Raw genomic sequence first — 16,527 nt, forward strand, 5'->3', positions numbered from 1 at the left:
CGCGCAGCGTGTGCAGTGGGTTTCCAGTCTTTGCTGGTGTGACAACATCGGGCCCGTGGATGAAGAGACCGGTGACGCCCCGCCTCGCACGCCAGCCGTCGTGATGTCGGCACATGAGGCAGCGCTGCTGCGGAACCCCGAGTTGGTGGCACGGACCGAGGCCGATCAAGCGGACCCGTCGCGAGCTGTCCGCTCCGAAGCCAGGCGGCCTCGCATAGCCTGAGATATCTGGCCCCGATCCATGGCGGCGAACACGCAGCAGGGGTGCGATACGACGCCGTAGGGTGACGCGCATGTGGATTCGTCTCCGTCAAATCGCCGTGACCACGGCCGACCTGGCCCAGACCTCGGCGGACATCCAGTGCGTCCTCGGCGTTGAGCCATGCTTCACCGATCCCGGTGTCGGCATCTTCGGCCTCAAGAACGTGCTCTGGCCAGTGGGCACTCAATTCCTCGAGTGCGTCACACCGATTCAAGACAACACTGCCGCCGGCCGGTACCAGCAGCGGCGCGGCGGAGACACCGGCTACATGGTCATCACCCAGGTCAGCGACGTCGCAGCCCGCCGCGCCCACGTCGACGAGATGGGCATCCGGATCGCATTCGAGATGAACTTCCCCGAAGAGGGCCATGTCGGCATGCAGCTGCACCCCGCCGACACTGGCGGCGCGTTCTTCGAGATGGACCAGATGACTGGACCAGCGGGCGATGCCGTGGGCGGCCCCTGGACGCCCGCAGGCAAGTACTGGGAGCCCTATGTCAACACCGCCAAGGTGACCAGCATCGCCGCCGCCGAGCTCCAGAGCCCCGATCCCGGCCGCTTGGCCGAGCGCTGGAGTCAGATCGCGCAGATCGACCTCGGAACCGATGCCGACGGCCACCCCACGATCCAGCTCGACAACGCCACGCTGAGGTTCGTGCCCGAGGCCGATGGCCGCGGCGAGGGCCTCGGCGGCATCGACGTCACCACCATCGACCGTGAAGCTGTGCTGGCTGCGGCTCGCTCGCGGGACTGCTACGTGAACGACAGCCAGGTGGCGCTCGCTGGCCTGCGCGTCAACCTCGTCGACGCCGGCTGAACGGCTGAGCCGCACGGCTGAGCCGAGCGGCCAAGCCGTTCGTCAGGCGCAATTGGTGCAAATTCCTGCGCGCGACTGTTTGTTTTCGAGAACGTCTGTTTGTATACTTGTATCATGTTGCAGGCGATGCCCCGCAGAACGGATCAAGGAGCGTTCCCGTTAGCTGATGCCCCAATGCCGTCGCAGTCCCTGACACTCGTATCGGCACTCAGCACAGCGTCATCGATGATCGGCGCGCCGGCCGTTGAAGGTGTCTCCGCGGACGAAATCGCCGCAGGCTTGGCTGCTGTTTCGAAGCTGCGCTCCGCAGTCGATGCGGTCGAGGCCCGACTGATCGACGAAGCGGAACGTCTTGGCAGCCACTGCATCAATACCGAACATCTGCTGCACAGTCTGGGCCGCTCGGTTCCCGCCGTAAAACGGACGATGCGCCGCGGCCGGATGCTGGGCCAGATGCCGCGCACCGGGGCTGCGCTGGCTGCGGGCGAGATCACCGCCGAGCATGCCGACGCCCTCGTAACAGCAGCCGAGATGGCCGATCCTGCCTCGGCAGACAGCGCCGAACGGCTCTTGGCCGTGGCCTCGTCGTCCAGTCCCGAACGCACCCGGCGTGTCGTCGGCGAATGGGTACGGGAGCGGGGCGAGGGTCTCACGCCCGATGAGCGCTATGACCGCCAGCGTCGCCTGCGCACGATGAGTTTCGGGCGTACCGACGAAGGACTGCTGCGGGCCACGGTGCTGTTGGATGATGTCGGCGGTGCCGCGTTGCGCTCGGTAATCGACGACGCTGCACAACGCTTCTTCGGGGCCGACCGTGCGGATCGACGCCCCGACGCACCCGAGCCGCGCAGCTTCGGTCAGTGCCGAGTGGATGCGCTCGAAGCGCTGCTCGGTACTGATGCGCACCGAGCGACCCAGCGTTGGTACGACGAAGACCCACACCGGCTGTGGGACCGGCTCGATGTGGATTGGAAGGGTCCCCGACCCCGCGATCTGCCCGCTTTGGCGCCGGCCCACCAATGCGCCCTGCCGAGCGGTACAGCGAATGACGTCCTGACCCTGCCTGACGCATACCCGCTGTGCGTCCCGGGTCACGCAATCGCCGATCAGCCGGTCGATCAATCGCCAGGCCTCTCGTGCGAAGGGCTGCGACGGCGCAACCAGGTCCTTGTTGTCGCCGATCTGCGCGCGGCCATCGGAGACGACAACGCCGCCATCGAGATTTCCGACAGCGGACCGCTTCCCCGCCGTGTCCTCGAACGGCTGGCGTGCCACGCCGACATCTACGGCATCGTCTTCGATGGCCCAGGACAGCCCCTCTGGCACGGTCGCCGGGTGCGCACGGTCACCGACGCCCAATGGCGCGCACTGGTCGCCCGCGACCGGCGTTGCGTGCTGTGCGACGCCGGCCCACAGTGGTGCGAAGCTCACCACGTCATTCCGTGGCAGCGGCCTGCGCGCGGTCCCACCGACATTGACAATCTCGTCCTGCTGTGCGGACGCTGCCACGGCCAAGTCCACGACTCTCAAGCACGGCTCCGCCGCGACACCCACAACTGCTGGTGGCTCGACTACTCCCGTCAAAGGGAATAGATCTCGATCCTCCAAGTCACGCAGGTTGCGCCCGCAGCGGGCATGCGAGTCGGCCTACCATCTGCGTCCGCTGCAGATCGTCGCAACGCGACGGGATTGGGAGGTAGGTGCCGATGAGCGAGACCATCGACGATTTCAAGCGAGCGGTCGCCTTGTTCGACTCGGTCGTGGCCGATGTGCCCGCCGATGCTTGGGGCAATACAACGCCGTGCGAGGCGTGGAATGCGACCGAGCTGGTGCGCCACCAGTGCGGCGTGCTCGACGCCCTGGCCGACATCGCCCGCACCGGTGAGGTCAACATGCCCCAGATGGCCGACGAGACCGACGACCCTGCCGCCCGCTGGATCAAGACCCGAGACGGGCTCACCGAGGCCCTCGACGGTGCCGACTTGTCCGCCGAAGGCCAGTACTGGTTCGGTCCCATGAGCTTCGAGGACTTCGTGGGCATGGTGCAGTGGGACCCGCTCACCCACTCGTGGGATCTCAGCCAGTCCGCGGGCATCGCTGTTGAGCTGCCGGAGGACTTGTGCGAGAGCAGCCTCGCTCGGGTCAAGTCGCTCGGTGACATACCTCGCAAGTGGAAGCTCATCTCCGACGAGGTGCCGGTGCCAGGCGGCGCATCCGGGGCGCAGCGTTACCTGGGCTACCTCGGACGCCAGCCGTGAGCGCCGAGCAAAGCGCCGGAAACGCTGAGCGCCCCGAGCCGCTTCGCTGGCAGATCGGCGACGTGAACATCACGTCGATCTCCGAGTCGGCCACGCCCACGTCTCCACGGTTCCTCTTCGACGGGGTGAGCAAGGGCGGCGTGCTGGCCCGGGCCGAAGCGGCGCCGTGGCTTCGCCCGCATTTCGTCAGCGAAGACGGCTACCTGCTCCAGCGAATCCACACCTGCGTGATCTCCGCTGGCGAGCACCGAATTGCCGTCGACACGTGCGTCGGCAACGACAAGCAGCGCTCCAACCCGCTCTGGCACGAGCAGCAGGGCCCGTTCCTCGATGACATGACCGCTGCCGGCTTCCCGCCCGAGAGCATCACTCACGTCGTGTGCACGCACCTCCATGTGGATCATGTCGGCTGGAATACCTGTCTGGGTCCCGGCGGCGACTGGGTGCCGACGTTCCCGAACGCGCAGTACCTGTTCTGCGCCCCCGAGTACGACTACTGGGCAAACCACGAGGACTTGTTCGGCGACGCCGTGTTCGACGACTCGGTCGCGCCGATCGCAGCAGCCGACCGAGCCAACATGGTCGAGGCGACCGACAGCATCTGCTCGGAGGTGTCGTTCCAGTCGACACCGGGCCACACGCCGGGCCACCTGTCCGTTGTGGTCCACAGCGGCGGCAAGCGGGCGATCATCACCGGCGACATGGCGCACACCCCGATGCAGCTCGCCGACCCCGATCTCAGCTCGATGTTCGACACGGACCCCGATGAAGCCCGCCGCACTCGCCACGAAGCATTCGGCGACTGGGCCGACGGCGAGACGCTCGTGATCGGCACCCACTTCGGCGGACCGACCGCGGGCATCATGGCCCCCCACCAAGGCGCCTACCGCCTCGACTGCGACTGACGCTTCCCCCGGCCGCCGCTGCTTCTGCGGCAGTGCTAGTGGCCGCCGCGCAGCAGCTTCGCGATTCCTGACAGCAGGCGGTCCGGACGATCCGAGCGCAGCTCGCGGTGGTCGGCCGCGCCGAGCAGCGCCCGGCTGGCGCGAACACCCAACCAGCGGAGCGGCTCGGGCTCCCAGCGCCGGGAGCTCACCCCCACCCACGGCAGGCTGGTGCGCTCGGTATCGCGCTCGGCGACCAACTCGGCCATGGTGTGGCCGGCCAGGTTGGACGCTGCCACGCCCTCGCCCACGTAGCCGCCCAGCACGCCCTCGCCGGTGCGGGGATCGAAGCGCACGCCCGGCAGCCAGTTCCGCGGGATGCCCAGCACCCCGCCCCAGCGGTGGGTGATGCGAGCATCGGCGACTTGCGGCAGCATCTCGGCCAGCACACGCCAAATCCGCCGATGCATCGGTAGGTGAGCCTCCGCAGCAGGCACGATCCGGGAGCCGAAGCTGTACGGCACTCCGGTGGCGCCGAATGCGATTCGGTTGTCGGCGGTGCGCTGGCCATAGGTGACCATGCGACGATCGTCGGCGAAGCTGGGTCGATTGGCCAGGCCGATGTCATCGAAGAGTTCGTCGGGCAGCGGCTCAGTGGCGATCATCCGCGAATACACAGGCAGGATGTCGCGCCTCCGCCCACGAAGGTCCCGGGTGTAGGCCTCGGTGGCGCGGATGATCACCGGTGACCGCACTTCGCAGCGGGCCCGGCCTATCGGCGAACCGCGAGCGCCTTCGGCGGCAATCTGCACTGCGCCACCGTCGATGCCCGTCGCACGGGTCTGCTCGTAGATCTCCACCCCTGAGGCTTCAACGGCGCACGCCAGCCCGAGTGCCAGCTTCGCGGGATCCACGACGGCAGACGGGCCGAGCAGCACGCCGCTGCGCACCTCGGTGGCGTTGAGCTGCTGGCGGGCCTCGTCGGCGTCCAGCAGGCGTATCTCGTCTTCGGTGAGCCCGAAGCTGCGAGCTTCGGCGATGTCGGCGACCTGTCGCTCAGCCTGCGGATCGGTACGCGCCACCCGGATCGTTCCGCCCTTGGCGTAGTCGCAGTCGATGTCCTCGGCGGCCGCTACTCGGCCGATCTCGTCCACGGCGTCGAAGACTGCTCGCAGCAGGCGCCTGGATTCGCTCGGGTTGGAGCGCCGTGCATAATCGGCGACGGAGCCGGCCAGCTCCCCCACTGCCCAGCCGCCGTTTCGCCCTGAGGCCCCGAAGCCGCAGTGGTGTCGTTCCAGCACTGCCACACGCAGCGCGGGTTCCAGCCGTTTCAGGTAGTACGCGGTCCAAAGCCCGCTGAAGCCGCCGCCGACAACGGCGACATCAACGTCGAGGTCGCCGTCGATTCCTGGACGCGGCACGACGGGCGGCTCTAGACGATCGATCCACAGCGGTGTGGTGGACGCCGTCTCGAGTGACCACACGTCAGAAGCACTGTGAGTTGCCATCTCGCGGAAACTACCGCCGCGACCAGTCGGTTCTTGTCGCGGCAGTAATGTCTCGCACTACAGCGGGGTGCCGCAGGTGCCTGCGGGGGGTCTGCGATGCGTGAGATCGAAGCTGTGTCTGTCGGCGAGCGCTCGGGCTTGCGCTATGCCCGCATCGTTCCGGAGTGGGCCACCGAGCTCGAGGCGCTGGAGCTGGCCTCTCACCCGACCGCCGACCCGCACGACCTGTACGACGCCGACGCGTTCGGTCAGCTGGCGCGCGATTTCTCCGAAGGCTGTTTCGCCGGATTCAACGGCGACGAGCTGGTCGCCATGGGCGTCGGCATCCGCTGCAGTTTCGATCTGGCGAATCCGATACACACGATCGCCGACATCGTGCCCGACGACCACAGCGGCAGCGGTCACATTCGGGAGGGTCGTTGGTACTACGGCACCAGCATCGCCACCAGACTCGAGTACCGGCGCCGCGGCATCGGAGCCGAGCTGTACGAGCTGCGCAAGCAAGTCTGCGTCGATCTTGGGCTGGCGGGGATCGTCGCGGGAGGCGTCATCCCGGGCTACGCCGAGCACAAGGCGAACATGACCGCCGATGAGTACATCACGGAAGTTCGGGCGGGCCGGCTCTATGACCGCACGCTGAGCTTCCAGATCGAGAATGGATTCGAGGCGGTGTGCGGATTGCCGAACTACATCACTGATCCGGCCACTGAGAGCTGGGCGGCGCTGATCGTGTGGCACAACCCAGACTCTCGAGGCGACGCCACATGAGCGACGCTGGCGAGTCGTCGTCGGGCGGTGGCGGACTCATCGCCGGCTCCGGCGCGGAGGCTGTAGGCGATCAGGCGTTCCGGTCCGAAGATCTTCGCGGCCGGTTGCCAGAGATGACCTATGGCGGGGCGTTGTCGTTCCTGCGCCGCCGTTACACACGAGACATCGCCGGGGCCGACGTCGTCGTGTCGGGCATCCCCTTCGATATGGCCACTTCGAACCGGCCCGGCGCCCGGCTGGGGCCCCGAGCTATCCGGGCGGCTTCGGTTGGCCTCGCCGAACTTGACGCCTACCCCTTCGGCTTCGACCCCTTCGAACACCTCGCGGTTGCCGATTACGGGGACTGCTTCATCGACTACGGCCACCCGACCGAAGCCGTGGAGCGCATTGAGAACCACGCGGCAGAGATTCTCGCTCACGACGCTCAGATGGTGACCTTGGGCGGTGATCACTTCGTCACCTACCCCATCCTGCGAGCCCACGCCGCCAAGCACGGCCCGCTGGCACTCATCCACTTCGACGCGCATCCCGACACGTGGCCCGACGACGAGGGCCGGCTCGACCACGGCTCAATGTTCCTTCGAGCCCTGCGTGAGGGCATCATCGACCCGTCGGCCTCGGTGCAAATCGGCATCCGCACCCACAATGACGATCACGGCTTCACGGTGCTCGGCGCGCCCTGGGTGCATCGCAATGGGCCTGACGCTGTCGTCGAGGTCGTGCTCGAACGTGTTGCGGATCGTCAGGCGTATCTCACCTTTGACATCGACTGCATCGACCCGGCCTTCGCCCCTGGCACCGGAACGCCAGTAGCAGGCGGTCTCACCACCGCCCAGGCACTCGAGATCGTGCGTGGCCTGTCGCCGGTCGACATCGTCGGAATGGATGTGGTGGAGGTTGCCCCCGCATACGACGTCTCCGAGATCACCGCTCTGGCAGCAGCGACCATCGCGCACGACTTCATCTGCACGCGCGCGGTGCATGTGGGCGCCTCGCCCAACCCCGTGGGACTCACATGAACACGTCCGCCGACGAGACCCCGGCCAGCACCGGTGCACCGGCTGTGGAGCTGCGCGACATCTCAAAACGGTTCGGCGATGTCATCGCTGTCGACTCGGTCGACCTGAAGATCGCCGACGGCGAGTTCTTCGCGCTGCTCGGACCGTCGGGCTGCGGCAAGACCACGACGCTTCGCATGATCGCCGGCCTCGACGTTCCCAGCGAAGGCAGCCTGCTGATCTACGGCGAAGAAGTCGCATCTTCGCCACCGGACCGACGACCCGTCAACACCGTGTTCCAGGCGTACGCCTTGTTCCCACATATGACGGTGGCCCAGAACATCGCCTTCGGCTTGCACATGCGTGGCATTCGTGGCTCCGAAGCCGATCGGCAGGTTGCCGAGGCAACCTCGCTCGTTCAGCTCGAAGGCATGGAACATCGCCGGCCCTCGCAGCTCTCGGGCGGGCAGCAGCAACGCGTTGCGCTGGCCCGGGCGCTTGTGAACCATCCCAAGGTGCTGCTGCTCGACGAGCCCCTGGGGGCACTGGATCTCAAGCTGCGCCAGGAAATGCAGGTGGAACTCAAGGTCCTCCAGCGTGAGATCGGCATCACGTTCGTGTTCGTGACACACGATCAGGAAGAGGCCTTGGCGATGAGCGACCGGGTCGGCGTCATGTCGCAAGGCCGCCTGTTGCAGGTCGGCACGCCCGCAGAGGTGTACGAGCATCCCGCCAGCCGTTTCGTGGCCGACTTCATCGGGCGGACGAATCTGCTCGAAGGTGTCGTGGAGAGTTCCTCGACGGTGTGCCTGCGTGCTGGGGCAGTCGTTGCCGCTGAGAGCAATCTGGCCGCGGGCACCCCGGCAGCGTTGAGCGTGCGCCCTGAACAAGTGCGGCTGCATCCCCAAGGCGAGGTGCCCCCCGGTGCTCCGTGCCTCGACGGTGTCATCATCGACGTCACCTACCTCGGCCACGCCTTCGTCTACACGGTGTCCATCGGTGCGGCATCCGGCACGAACAACGACGCGGCGACGGTCACCGCCCGAGCCGAGACCGGCGCGGCGGCGCTAGCAGCAGGCGAGCCGGTCAGCGTGAGCTGGGCCCCGGCCTCTACAACCGTCGTGGCGGACTGATGGGCACGCTGCGTCGCCGTTCCAGTCCAGCAGAAGCGCTGCTGACCCCCCAGGAGCAGGCCACGCAGCGCCGGGCTCGGCGCATCGGGACGCTTATCGCTTCTCCCGGCGCGCTGTACCTGGGAATTTTCTTCATGGTCCCGCTGGGCCTCATCACCGTGTACTCGTTCGCCACCCGCACATCTACGGGCCGCACCTCGCTCAGCGGCTGGAACCTCAACTCCTACGAGCGCCTCGCCGACGACGTGATCCTGGGCATCATCGCCCGCTCGGCCTGGCTGGCCTTTCTCACGACCGTGCTGTGCCTGGTGGTCGCCTACCCCTTCGCCTACTACCTGGCCACCCGCTCCCCCAGGGTCAGAGCCCGTCTGCTTGTGCTGGTGATGATCCCGTTCTGGACCAACGGACTCGTGCGGATCTTCGCAATCCGCTTCCTGCTCGGCTCGAACGGCCCGGCCTCAGCGCTCAGCGAGGCCATGGGCTTCGGCACGTTCCGCATCTTGTTCACACCCACTGCCGTCGTGCTGGGAATGGTGTACGGATTCCTGACGTTCATGGTGCTGCCGCTGTATGTGGCCCTCGAGCGCATGGACTGGCGCTTGGTCGAGGCTGCCCGCGATCTCTACGCCAGCGGAGCCAAGGCGTTCTGGCGGGTGACGGTTCCGCTGACCCGCTCGGGCATCGTGGCGGGCTGCGTGCTGGTGTTCGTGCCCAGCTTCGGCTCCTATGTCGTGCCCGAGATTCTGGGCGGAGCCAAGACGCTGCTCATCGGCTCGTATGTGGCGCGCCAGTTCCAGGCTGCTCGCAACTGGCCGCTGGGCGCCTCCCTGAGCGTGCTGGTGATCGTGGCGATGCTCGTTGCAGTGGCGATCAACCAGCGCAACTCGGAGAACGCCGAACGCACCCGAGCAGGTGCGCCATGAGCAGTCTCGATACTGCGGGCACCAAGCGCTCGTCTCGACGGCTGCTGGCCGCGAATGCCTGGCTGGTGTTCACGTTCCTCTATGTGCCGATCGCAGTGTTGGTGGTGTTCTCGTTCAACGATTCCGAGCGGGTCAATGTCTGGCAAGGCCTCTCGGCACGTTGGTACGGCGAGGCCCTTGGCAATACCCACGTCGTCAGCGCGCTGCGTGTGTCACTTGTCGTCGCGTTCACCTCGACGATCGTGTCGACAGTGCTGGGGACAGCAGTGGCGCTCGCTCTCGACCGCTACCGCTTCAAGGGACGGCGAGCGCTCGACGGCACGGTGTACCTGCCCATCGTCATCCCTGACATCACGATGGCCGTCATGCTCTTGGTGTTCTTCGCCGAGGCGTTCAGGCTCATCGACACATTCGGCCCGCGGCTCACCCTGGGTGTCACGACAGTCGCCCTCAGCCACATCGCGTTCAACATCTCGTTCGTCGCGGTGGTGGTGCGCGCCCGCCTGGATCAGTTCGATCGCACGCTCGAAGAGGCCGCACGTGATCTGTATGCCACACCGTGGCGTACGTTCAGGAGGGTGACGCTGCCGCTGATTGCGCCAGGCATTGCGGCGGGTGCCCTGCTGGCGCTGACGCTGTCGCTCGACGACGTCGTCATTTCAGCCTTCACGGCCGGCCCGGGGGCCACGACCCTGCCGGTGTACGTCTTCAGCAGCATCCGCCAAGGCGTCACGCCCGAGTTGAACGCCATCTCCACGCTCATGCTGGCCGCCTCGATCACGCTGGTCGTGGCCTCGCTGGCACTGCAGCGGCCCCGGAGCAGCACGCCGTGAACCGGCACCACTCGATACAACCACGCTCACTCAGAGCGACAAGCACAGCGGCGTTCCGTTGGACGTCCATAAGGGAGGAAACATGACCGATTCAGCGAGCACCGGAGGCCGACTGCGCCGCAGTCGGTGGCTCGCAGTCACCGTTGTGGCTGTGCTGCTGCTGGCCGCATGCGGCGACGGAGACGACGACGATGCCAGCGAGGCTGCCGCCGCCACCACTGCCGCTGCAAGCGATGCGGGAGATGCTGCCGACGGTCCGGCTGCCGACGACGGCTGCGAACCCGGCGAGACCGACGGCGATCTGGTGTTCTACAACTGGGCCGACTACATCGATGAGGAATTGCTGGTCGCTTTCGAGGAGGAGTCAGGCATCAGCATCGACTACTCGGTGTATGAGTCGAACGAGCAGATGCTCACTCAGGTCGAGTCAGGCGCCGCCATCTATGACCTGGTCGTTCCATCTGACTACATGGTGGCGTTGATGATCTCCGAGGATCTGCTGCTGCCCCTGGACTTCGACGCCCTGCCCAATGCCGCAAACATCGACGACGCGTGGGACAACCCGCCGTTCGATCCCGAGCACCGCTTCCACGTGGCCTACCAGTGGGGCACGACAGGCATCGGCATGACCTACGACGTGCTCGATTCGCTCGGCGGCGAAGCCTCCTGGGCGGTCATCTTCGATCCTGAGACGGCGGCGACGGTGCCGGGCGACATCTCCATGCTCGACGACGCGCCCGAGGCCGTGTCGGCTGCGCTGAAGTACTTGGGCTACAGCATCACCGAGACCATCGAGTCCGGCAACGAGGAGGCGATCCGCGAAGCGGGTGCGCTGCTCAAGGCCACCAATGATCGGCTGCTGAAGTACGACTCGGTGACCTTCGGCGACGACCTGGTCAACGGCGAGGTCGATGTGGCGCACGGTTGGAGCGGCGGGTTCGCCCAGGCCTTCTTCGAGACCGATGCGTACGAGACTCACGTGTACACCATCCCGATCGAGGGCGGTGTCCGCTGGGTGGACACGATGGCCATCCCGCACAATGCCGACAATGTGTGCTCGGCCCACGCCATGATCAACTTCCTGCTCGACGCGCAGAACGGCGCTGCGTTGACGAACTACACCTACTACGGCAGCCCGAACACAGCCGCAACGCCCTACATCCTGGACGAGATTCTGGAGGACCCGGGGATCTACCCGCCGCCGGAGGTGTACGCGCGGCTGGAGCTGATCCCGCAGATGGGCGACCTGGGCTTGATCGTGCAGGACATGCTGACCGAGGCCAAGAGCTGAGGACCATCGGCCTCAGCGCCTGATCTCAACTGAACTGGCAGCACACCGGGCTGGGCTTGCGCCCCGCCTGGCCCCTGTCGCGCCCGTGAGCAATCCGTCGGCAGCGACGGTTCTCAGTTACGCGGTACTTCGATCCACGGAATGTCCTTGTCGACCCGTGGCTCGCCCGGGAGCCCCAGGACCTGCTCTCCCAGGATGTTCCGCATGATCTCCGAGGTGCCGCCCTCGATGGAGTTGGCGCGTACCCGCAGGAAACCGTGCTGCACGCCGCCGTCGGACCCGTCTACTGACAAGTCTCCAGGGCGGCGGAACGTGTAGTCGTAGCCGACGAGCCCGTCCGCGCCCATCATGTCCACCGCACAGGTCATGAGCGCCTGGTTCAGCTCGGCAAAGGCCAGCTTGGCGATGGACATCTCGGGTCCGGGATTGCCCTTGCGCCGGCTGGCCCCTGCACGCATATTCGTAAGGCGCATCACCTCCGAGCGCGCCCACAGCTTTGCCAGCCGGTCACGCGTCACGGCGTCGCGGTCAGCCTCGTCGCGCTGCTTCCACAGCTTCACCAGCACCGAGATAGGTCCCGATCCCTGCTTGGGCGGTCCGCCGCTGCCGGTGCCGATGGCATTGCGCTCATTCATCAGTGTGGTCAGCGACACCCGCCAACCGTCACCGACGTCGCCGATGCGACTTGCATCGGGCACACGAACATCGGTCATGTAGACCTCGTTGAATTCGGCCTCGCCGGTGATCTGGCGCAGCGGGCGCACCTCTACTCCCGGCAACTTCATGTCGAGTGCGAAGTAGGTGAGCCCCCGATGCTTGGGCACCTCGGGATTCGTGCGCGTCACGAGCATGCCGAAATCGCCGAGGTGGGCCAGCGTGTTCCACACCTTCTGGCCGTTCACGATCCACTCGTCGCCGTCAGCCACTGCCCGCGTGGCCAAACCGGCGAAGTCGCTGCCCGCACCTGGTTCGCTGAATAGCTGGCACCAGAGCTCCTCGCCGGTGAACATCGGCCGCAGGAAGCGCTGCTTGACCTCTTCGCTGCCGTGCGTGTGAATGGTCGGACCGGCCAGGTGCATGAAGAACGTGACGGGCTTCATGGGCCGGGCGCCGGCCGCCCGCAGCCGCTCCTCGACTCGGCGCTGGAGCCTGGGGCTGACGCCCAAGCCGCCGTGCCCCTCGTCGAAGTGCACCCAAGCCAGACCGGCGTCGAACTGTGCCCCGCGGAACTCCGCATAGCTCAGCTCCTTGGGGTCCTGTGATGCCAGCAGTTCGTCGATGGCGGCATCAACCCGCGCCGCAGCGGCATCGGCAGTCGTCGGAGCTTCGAGCGTGTCGGTCATCGCGTCAGTCTGCCAGCACGGCGCAGCCGCTGGCGCTGTGCTGCAAACAAGTCAGCGCAGCCACTGGCACTGTGCAGCAAACAAGTCAGCGCAGCCGCTGGCACTGCGCAGCAAACAGCGGCTCGCCTATCCCGAGAGGGTCAGTAACGCTCGCCCGGGAACGAAGGATCGGCCTTGGCCAAGAACGCCTCGGCGCCGTGCGACATGTTGCGCGGGATGAGCACCGCTTGGTGACCCATCTCGATATCGAGCTGGTCGGCAAGGTCACGCTGCATGGCGCCATCCACCGCGGAGCGGATCCTCGCCATTGCCGCCGGGGAACTGCGCCGAAGCACGTCGACAACCTCGCCCACCGCAGCGTCGAGGTCGGCGTCGTCGACGGTCTTCCACACCAGGCCCCACTCGGCGGCCTGCTCGGCCGTGACGCGCTCCCCGAGCAACGACATGCCCAACGCCCGTGCCCGACCGACCCTCATGGGCAGCTGCCATGTAGTGCCCAGATCGGGCACGATCCCCAGCCGAGGCCCAAAAGTAGCGACGAAGAAGGCCGACTGGGCAGCGATAGCGACGTCACACGAGAGCGCCAAACCGATGCCGCCGCCTGCGGCAACTCCGTTGATGCGGGCCACTGTCGGTACTGGGCACTCGGCTACCGCCCGGATCGCCGGATGGAACGCGTTGTCCATGGAATCGGTGGTGGCGTCGCCGGCCTCATCAGGATCGAACGCCTCAGCGTCGTCGGCAGCGGCATTCCGCAGGTCTGCGCCTGAGCAGAATCCGCGTCCCGCGCCCGTCAGGATGACCGTTCGGATTGCCTCATCGGCCGCCACCATGGCGAACGCCTCGCTGATGTCGTTCATGAAGTCGTCGTTCATGGAGTTCAGCGTCTCGGGACGGTTGAGCGTGACCGTCGCCACATCGCCGTTGATGCTGAAGCCGACCGTGCCGTTTGACGGCTGCGCCGAACTGCTCATGAGGATTACTTGTAGCGGTAGGTGATGCGGCCGCGGCTGAGGTCGTACGCCGAGACTTCCACCTGCACCCGGTCTCCAGGAAGGATCCGGATGTGGTGCTTGCGCATCTTGCCGCTCAGGTGCCCGAGCACCTCGTGACCGTTGTCGAGCTCGATGCGGAAGTGGCCGCCCTTGAGCGCCTCGACGGTCTTTCCTTCGAGCAAGATGGCGTCGTCTTTGACTTTCGGCACGTGGTATCCCCGGTCGGCTGTACGCCCGAGCGCCTCACCACAGCGGAGCGCGCGAGCCGTTCCATGGTAGCCGAGCCGACTCGGAGCCGCCCGCGGTTGCCGCCGGAAGGCCGCCCTCAGTGACGCTTCACGCCCCCGTACTTCATGCGGGTGTCCGACATCGAGGCGAGCCGCACCTCGTCGTTGTTGATGCCGGCAGAGACGATTTCGCCCATGAATAGCGTGTGAGTGCCCAAGTCCACGCTGTGGCGCACCTCGCAGTCCATCCACGCGGCGGCATCGACGAACACTGGCGCCCCGGTGGCGGCTTCGTACACCGACCAGCCGTTCAAGGTTCCCGTCGCCGGCCCTTCGGCGTCGCTCGCCGTGTCGTGGGCGGCGGGCTCATAGGCAGCAGGCTTGGAGAACTTCACGAACGGCCGGGTGTTCTCTGCATCCCAGAGGTTCACGGTGAACGAGCCCCCGGCGGAGATCAGCCGGTGCGTGACGGCGGCATTCTCGACGCTGACGCCGATGAGCACCGGTTCCATCGACAACTGCGTGATCCAACTGGTCGTCATGGCATTGCGCTCGTCAACGGCTCTCGACCCCACCAGCGCAAGGGCATTGGGGATCTTCCACGTCACCCGGTTGACCAGTTCGTCCGCAAGCTCAGCACCACTCATGGCTGCACCCTATGCACCTGCGTACTCGGCTCGTTTCGGTACTGACCAATCCAAATTGGCTGCGCGTACTCGGGCGTGTCGACGCGCACCTGCTCAGGGACGAGAACGAGGTCGAAGCTCCATCCGGGCTCCGCCTCGACCGCGCAAGCCAGTGTCTCGGCGGACGGATCGTTCTGCAACATGGATCGCGTCTTGGCCTCGACCACGCGTTTGTCGTCCTGCTTGGTTGCGATGAGGTCGGCTCGAACGCCCGGCAAGAATCCCACTGGCGCTTCGATCGCAACCTCGTATCCCTTGCGCCGATGCTCAGACGCAGTGCTCAGCAAGACCGTGTGTTCTGTTGCGTCTCGCTCTCGTTGCATCAGGTAACGCCTCCCAGGACATCTGCACGGTCGACGAGCACATGCAAGAACGACGGGGACCCGTGAGTTGGTCCAGTTGTTATGGGTGTTTGGTTGTAGTCGTTGTCGGTTGGTGGTTGGCAGCGTAGGCGGCGGGAGTTTGTCCGCCGAGTGATCGGTGGGGTCGGTGGTGGTTGTAGTCGTGTCGCCAGTCTTCGAGGACGACGCGGGCTTCGAGCAGGTTGGCGAAGTCCTCGATGTTGAGACATTCGTCTCGGAGGCGGCCGTTGAACGACTCGATCCAGCCGTTCTCCCAGGGGTGCCGGGCGATGCAGGCGGTGTCGGTGCACGTGTGCCGGCACCAGTCCCGCAGCGCGTCGGCGGTGAGCTCGGGACCGTTGTCCATGCGCAGATGGGTCGGTGCGCCCCGTCGGGCGGCGATCTCCGAGACGACTTCGACGGCGCCGTCGGCGTCGATGCTGTGACCGACGTGGATGGCCAGGGCTTCTCGGGTGAACTCGTCGATGATGTTGAGCAGCTTGAGGCGCCGCCGAGCGGCGGTCTCGTCGAACTGGAAATCGAGCGCCCACACGTGATTGGGGTGCTCGGCTCGCAGCTTCGCCGCGGTGCCGTCGCCGAGGCGCTGCCGTTTGTGGCGCCGCTGCGGGGGCCGCTGAACACGATGGGCGCGCCACAGCCGCAAAGTGCGCTTGGGATTGACCGCCAGGCCTTCGCGGGCGGCGACGTCGTGGGCCTTGCGCCATCCCCAGCGCGGATGGGACTGCGCGAAACGGCACAGCCACTCCCCATAGGCCGCGTCCGCGTCAGCGCGAGCTGCTGGGGCCGGCGCTGGGTCGAGCGATGCTGACCCACCACCGCGCACGCCCGCCGCTGCGACACCCCGAACCGTTCCTGGAGCCGCACCACAGCAGCCCGACGGCGGTCCGGGGTCACCATTTTCCCTCCGCGAGGTCCTTGAGCATCGCCTTGACCCGGCTCGGCCTCGGCCAGCAGCGTCTTCAGCCGAGCGTTCTCCACGCGCAGCTCCTTGAGCTCTTTCACATCCGCGGCCTTCATCCCGCCATAGGTGCTGCGCCACCGATTCCACGTCGACTCGGTGATCTCCAGATGCCGCAGCACCAAGCCCAGATCCTCGCCGGCATTCAAGCGCTTCTCGCCCTCGCGCAGCTTGCGGACCGCCTGCTCCGGCGTATGACGCTTCCTCTTCATCGTGGTCATCCTCCCATCCTCAGGGAATCAGACCCACAACTCACGGACCCAAATCAGGGTCCCCTGTCA

At 66.3% G+C, this 16,527-nt stretch carries 18 protein-coding genes; 11 read left to right on the top strand and 7 right to left on the bottom strand.

All coding sequences use genetic code 11. The features are described 5' to 3' along the window. Positions 1-55 precede the first annotated feature (55 nt). From ACOCMM_RS11525 to ACOCMM_RS11545, 5 genes are all read left to right on the top strand, one after another. Entirely contained in the window at positions 56-223 is a 168-nt protein-coding gene (locus tag ACOCMM_RS11525; RefSeq protein WP_419553296.1) for a hypothetical protein, read from the top strand. A 70-nt stretch (positions 224-293) separates the two neighbouring features. Next, complete coding sequence (locus ACOCMM_RS11530; protein ID WP_419553297.1) at positions 294-1,079, top strand: hypothetical protein; 786 nt, start codon at positions 294-296, stop codon at positions 1,077-1,079. Between the two features lie 174 nt (positions 1,080-1,253). Further along, positions 1,254-2,672: a DUF222 domain-containing protein gene (locus ACOCMM_RS11535; RefSeq protein WP_419553298.1), complete on the top strand. Its 1,419-nt coding sequence runs from the start codon at positions 1,254-1,256 to the stop codon at positions 2,670-2,672. 113 nt (positions 2,673-2,785) lie between these two features. Continuing rightward, the gene (locus tag ACOCMM_RS11540; protein WP_419553299.1) at positions 2,786-3,337 is read left to right on the top strand and encodes a TIGR03086 family metal-binding protein; all 552 of its coding nucleotides are present in this window, start codon (positions 2,786-2,788) and stop codon (positions 3,335-3,337) included. Next, positions 3,334-4,242 carry an MBL fold metallo-hydrolase gene (locus tag ACOCMM_RS11545; RefSeq protein ID WP_419553300.1) on the top strand — a complete coding sequence of 303 codons (909 nt, stop codon included), beginning with the start codon at positions 3,334-3,336 and terminating at the stop codon, positions 4,240-4,242. The genes ACOCMM_RS11540 and ACOCMM_RS11545 overlap by 4 nt, the downstream gene beginning before the upstream one ends. 35 nt (positions 4,243-4,277) lie before the next feature. Here ACOCMM_RS11545 and ACOCMM_RS11550 read toward each other — a convergent pair whose 3' ends face one another. Continuing rightward, positions 4,278-5,729 (bottom strand): NAD(P)/FAD-dependent oxidoreductase, encoded by a 1,452-nt coding sequence (locus ACOCMM_RS11550; protein WP_419553301.1) that lies wholly within the window; start codon positions 5,727-5,729, stop codon positions 4,278-4,280. 96 nt (positions 5,730-5,825) lie between these two features. Here ACOCMM_RS11550 and ACOCMM_RS11555 point away from each other — a divergent pair, with 96 nt between their 5' ends. The 6 genes from ACOCMM_RS11555 to ACOCMM_RS11580 all read left to right on the top strand — a co-directional run bounded on the left by ACOCMM_RS11555 (position 5,826) and on the right by ACOCMM_RS11580 (position 11,675). Next, a complete protein-coding gene (locus ACOCMM_RS11555; RefSeq protein WP_419553302.1) occupies positions 5,826-6,497 on the top strand; it encodes a GNAT family N-acetyltransferase in 672 nt (223 codons plus the stop codon). After that, entirely contained in the window at positions 6,494-7,516 is a 1,023-nt protein-coding gene (gene speB, locus ACOCMM_RS11560; protein ID WP_419553303.1) for an agmatinase, read from the top strand. The genes ACOCMM_RS11555 and speB overlap by 4 nt, the downstream gene beginning before the upstream one ends. Next, on the top strand, positions 7,513-8,628 hold the full coding sequence (locus ACOCMM_RS11565; RefSeq protein ID WP_419553304.1) for an ABC transporter ATP-binding protein: 1,116 nt from the start codon (positions 7,513-7,515) through the stop codon (positions 8,626-8,628). The genes speB and ACOCMM_RS11565 overlap by 4 nt, the downstream gene beginning before the upstream one ends. Next, positions 8,628-9,551, top strand: a complete 924-nt coding sequence (locus ACOCMM_RS11570; RefSeq protein WP_419553305.1) for an ABC transporter permease — start codon at positions 8,628-8,630, stop codon at positions 9,549-9,551. The genes ACOCMM_RS11565 and ACOCMM_RS11570 overlap by 1 nt, the downstream gene beginning before the upstream one ends. Next, a complete protein-coding gene (locus ACOCMM_RS11575) occupies positions 9,548-10,384 on the top strand; it encodes an ABC transporter permease (protein ID WP_419553306.1) in 837 nt (278 codons plus the stop codon). The genes ACOCMM_RS11570 and ACOCMM_RS11575 overlap by 4 nt, the downstream gene beginning before the upstream one ends. An 82-nt stretch (positions 10,385-10,466) precedes the next feature. Next, positions 10,467-11,675 (top strand): ABC transporter substrate-binding protein, encoded by a 1,209-nt coding sequence (locus ACOCMM_RS11580; protein ID WP_419553307.1) that lies wholly within the window; start codon positions 10,467-10,469, stop codon positions 11,673-11,675. A gap of 113 nt (positions 11,676-11,788) precedes the next feature. Here the strand turns inward: ACOCMM_RS11580 and ACOCMM_RS11585 are convergent, their stop codons facing one another. From ACOCMM_RS11585 to ACOCMM_RS11610, 6 genes are all read right to left on the bottom strand, one after another. Further along, positions 11,789-13,018, bottom strand: a complete 1,230-nt coding sequence (locus ACOCMM_RS11585; protein WP_419553308.1) for an acyl-CoA dehydrogenase family protein — start codon at positions 13,016-13,018, stop codon at positions 11,789-11,791. Between the two features lie 140 nt (positions 13,019-13,158). Further along, positions 13,159-13,992 (bottom strand): enoyl-CoA hydratase/isomerase family protein, encoded by an 834-nt coding sequence (locus ACOCMM_RS11590; RefSeq protein ID WP_419553309.1) that lies wholly within the window; start codon positions 13,990-13,992, stop codon positions 13,159-13,161. 5 nt (positions 13,993-13,997) lie between these two features. Continuing rightward, the gene (gene infA / locus ACOCMM_RS11595) at positions 13,998-14,222 is read right to left on the bottom strand and encodes a translation initiation factor IF-1 (RefSeq protein ID WP_323672860.1); all 225 of its coding nucleotides are present in this window, start codon (positions 14,220-14,222) and stop codon (positions 13,998-14,000) included. Positions 14,223-14,338: 116 nt separating this feature from the next. Beyond that, positions 14,339-14,887: a flavin reductase family protein gene (locus ACOCMM_RS11600; RefSeq protein WP_419553310.1), complete on the bottom strand. Its 549-nt coding sequence runs from the start codon at positions 14,885-14,887 to the stop codon at positions 14,339-14,341. Then, positions 14,884-15,249 carry a hypothetical protein gene (locus ACOCMM_RS11605; protein WP_419553311.1) on the bottom strand — a complete coding sequence of 122 codons (366 nt, stop codon included), beginning with the start codon at positions 15,247-15,249 and terminating at the stop codon, positions 14,884-14,886. Before ACOCMM_RS11605 ends, ACOCMM_RS11600 begins: the two co-directional genes overlap by 4 nt. A gap of 79 nt (positions 15,250-15,328) precedes the next feature. Continuing rightward, positions 15,329-16,467, bottom strand: a protein-coding gene (locus ACOCMM_RS11610) for an IS3 family transposase (protein WP_419553312.1) whose coding sequence is annotated in 2 segments (ribosomal slippage) — positions 15,329-16,074 and positions 16,074-16,467 — 1,140 coding nt in all. Because the reading frame shifts where the segments join, the coding sequence is not laid out codon by codon here. Positions 16,468-16,527: the final 60 nt, after the last annotated feature.

Source organism: Candidatus Poriferisodalis sp., from assembly GCF_965198245.1.
Lineage (GTDB): Bacteria > Actinomycetota > Acidimicrobiia > Acidimicrobiales > Poriferisodalaceae > Poriferisodalis.

Bases quoted from the DNA above. Each gene is read 5' to 3' on its own strand.
- ACOCMM_RS11530 (WP_419553297.1), top strand. From the start codon at position 294: ATGTGGATTCGTCTCCGTCAAATCGCCGTGACCACGGCCGACCTGGCC.
- ACOCMM_RS11535 (WP_419553298.1), top strand. From the start codon at position 1,254: ATGCCGTCGCAGTCCCTGACACTCGTATCGGCACTCAGCACAGCGTCA.
- ACOCMM_RS11540 (WP_419553299.1), top strand. From the start codon at position 2,786: ATGAGCGAGACCATCGACGATTTCAAGCGAGCGGTCGCCTTGTTCGAC.
- ACOCMM_RS11550 (WP_419553301.1), bottom strand. From the start codon at position 5,729: ATGGCAACTCACAGTGCTTCTGACGTGTGGTCACTCGAGACGGCGTCC.
- ACOCMM_RS11555 (WP_419553302.1), top strand. From the start codon at position 5,826: ATGCGTGAGATCGAAGCTGTGTCTGTCGGCGAGCGCTCGGGCTTGCGC.
- speB (WP_419553303.1), top strand. From the start codon at position 6,494: ATGAGCGACGCTGGCGAGTCGTCGTCGGGCGGTGGCGGACTCATCGCC.
- ACOCMM_RS11565 (WP_419553304.1), top strand. From the start codon at position 7,513: ATGAACACGTCCGCCGACGAGACCCCGGCCAGCACCGGTGCACCGGCT.
- ACOCMM_RS11570 (WP_419553305.1), top strand. From the start codon at position 8,628: ATGGGCACGCTGCGTCGCCGTTCCAGTCCAGCAGAAGCGCTGCTGACC.
- ACOCMM_RS11575 (WP_419553306.1), top strand. From the start codon at position 9,548: ATGAGCAGTCTCGATACTGCGGGCACCAAGCGCTCGTCTCGACGGCTG.
- ACOCMM_RS11580 (WP_419553307.1), top strand. From the start codon at position 10,467: ATGACCGATTCAGCGAGCACCGGAGGCCGACTGCGCCGCAGTCGGTGG.
- ACOCMM_RS11585 (WP_419553308.1), bottom strand. From the start codon at position 13,018: ATGACCGACACGCTCGAAGCTCCGACGACTGCCGATGCCGCTGCGGCG.
- ACOCMM_RS11590 (WP_419553309.1), bottom strand. From the start codon at position 13,992: ATGAGCAGTTCGGCGCAGCCGTCAAACGGCACGGTCGGCTTCAGCATC.
- ACOCMM_RS11600 (WP_419553310.1), bottom strand. From the start codon at position 14,887: ATGAGTGGTGCTGAGCTTGCGGACGAACTGGTCAACCGGGTGACGTGG.
- ACOCMM_RS11605 (WP_419553311.1), bottom strand. From the start codon at position 15,249: ATGCAACGAGAGCGAGACGCAACAGAACACACGGTCTTGCTGAGCACT.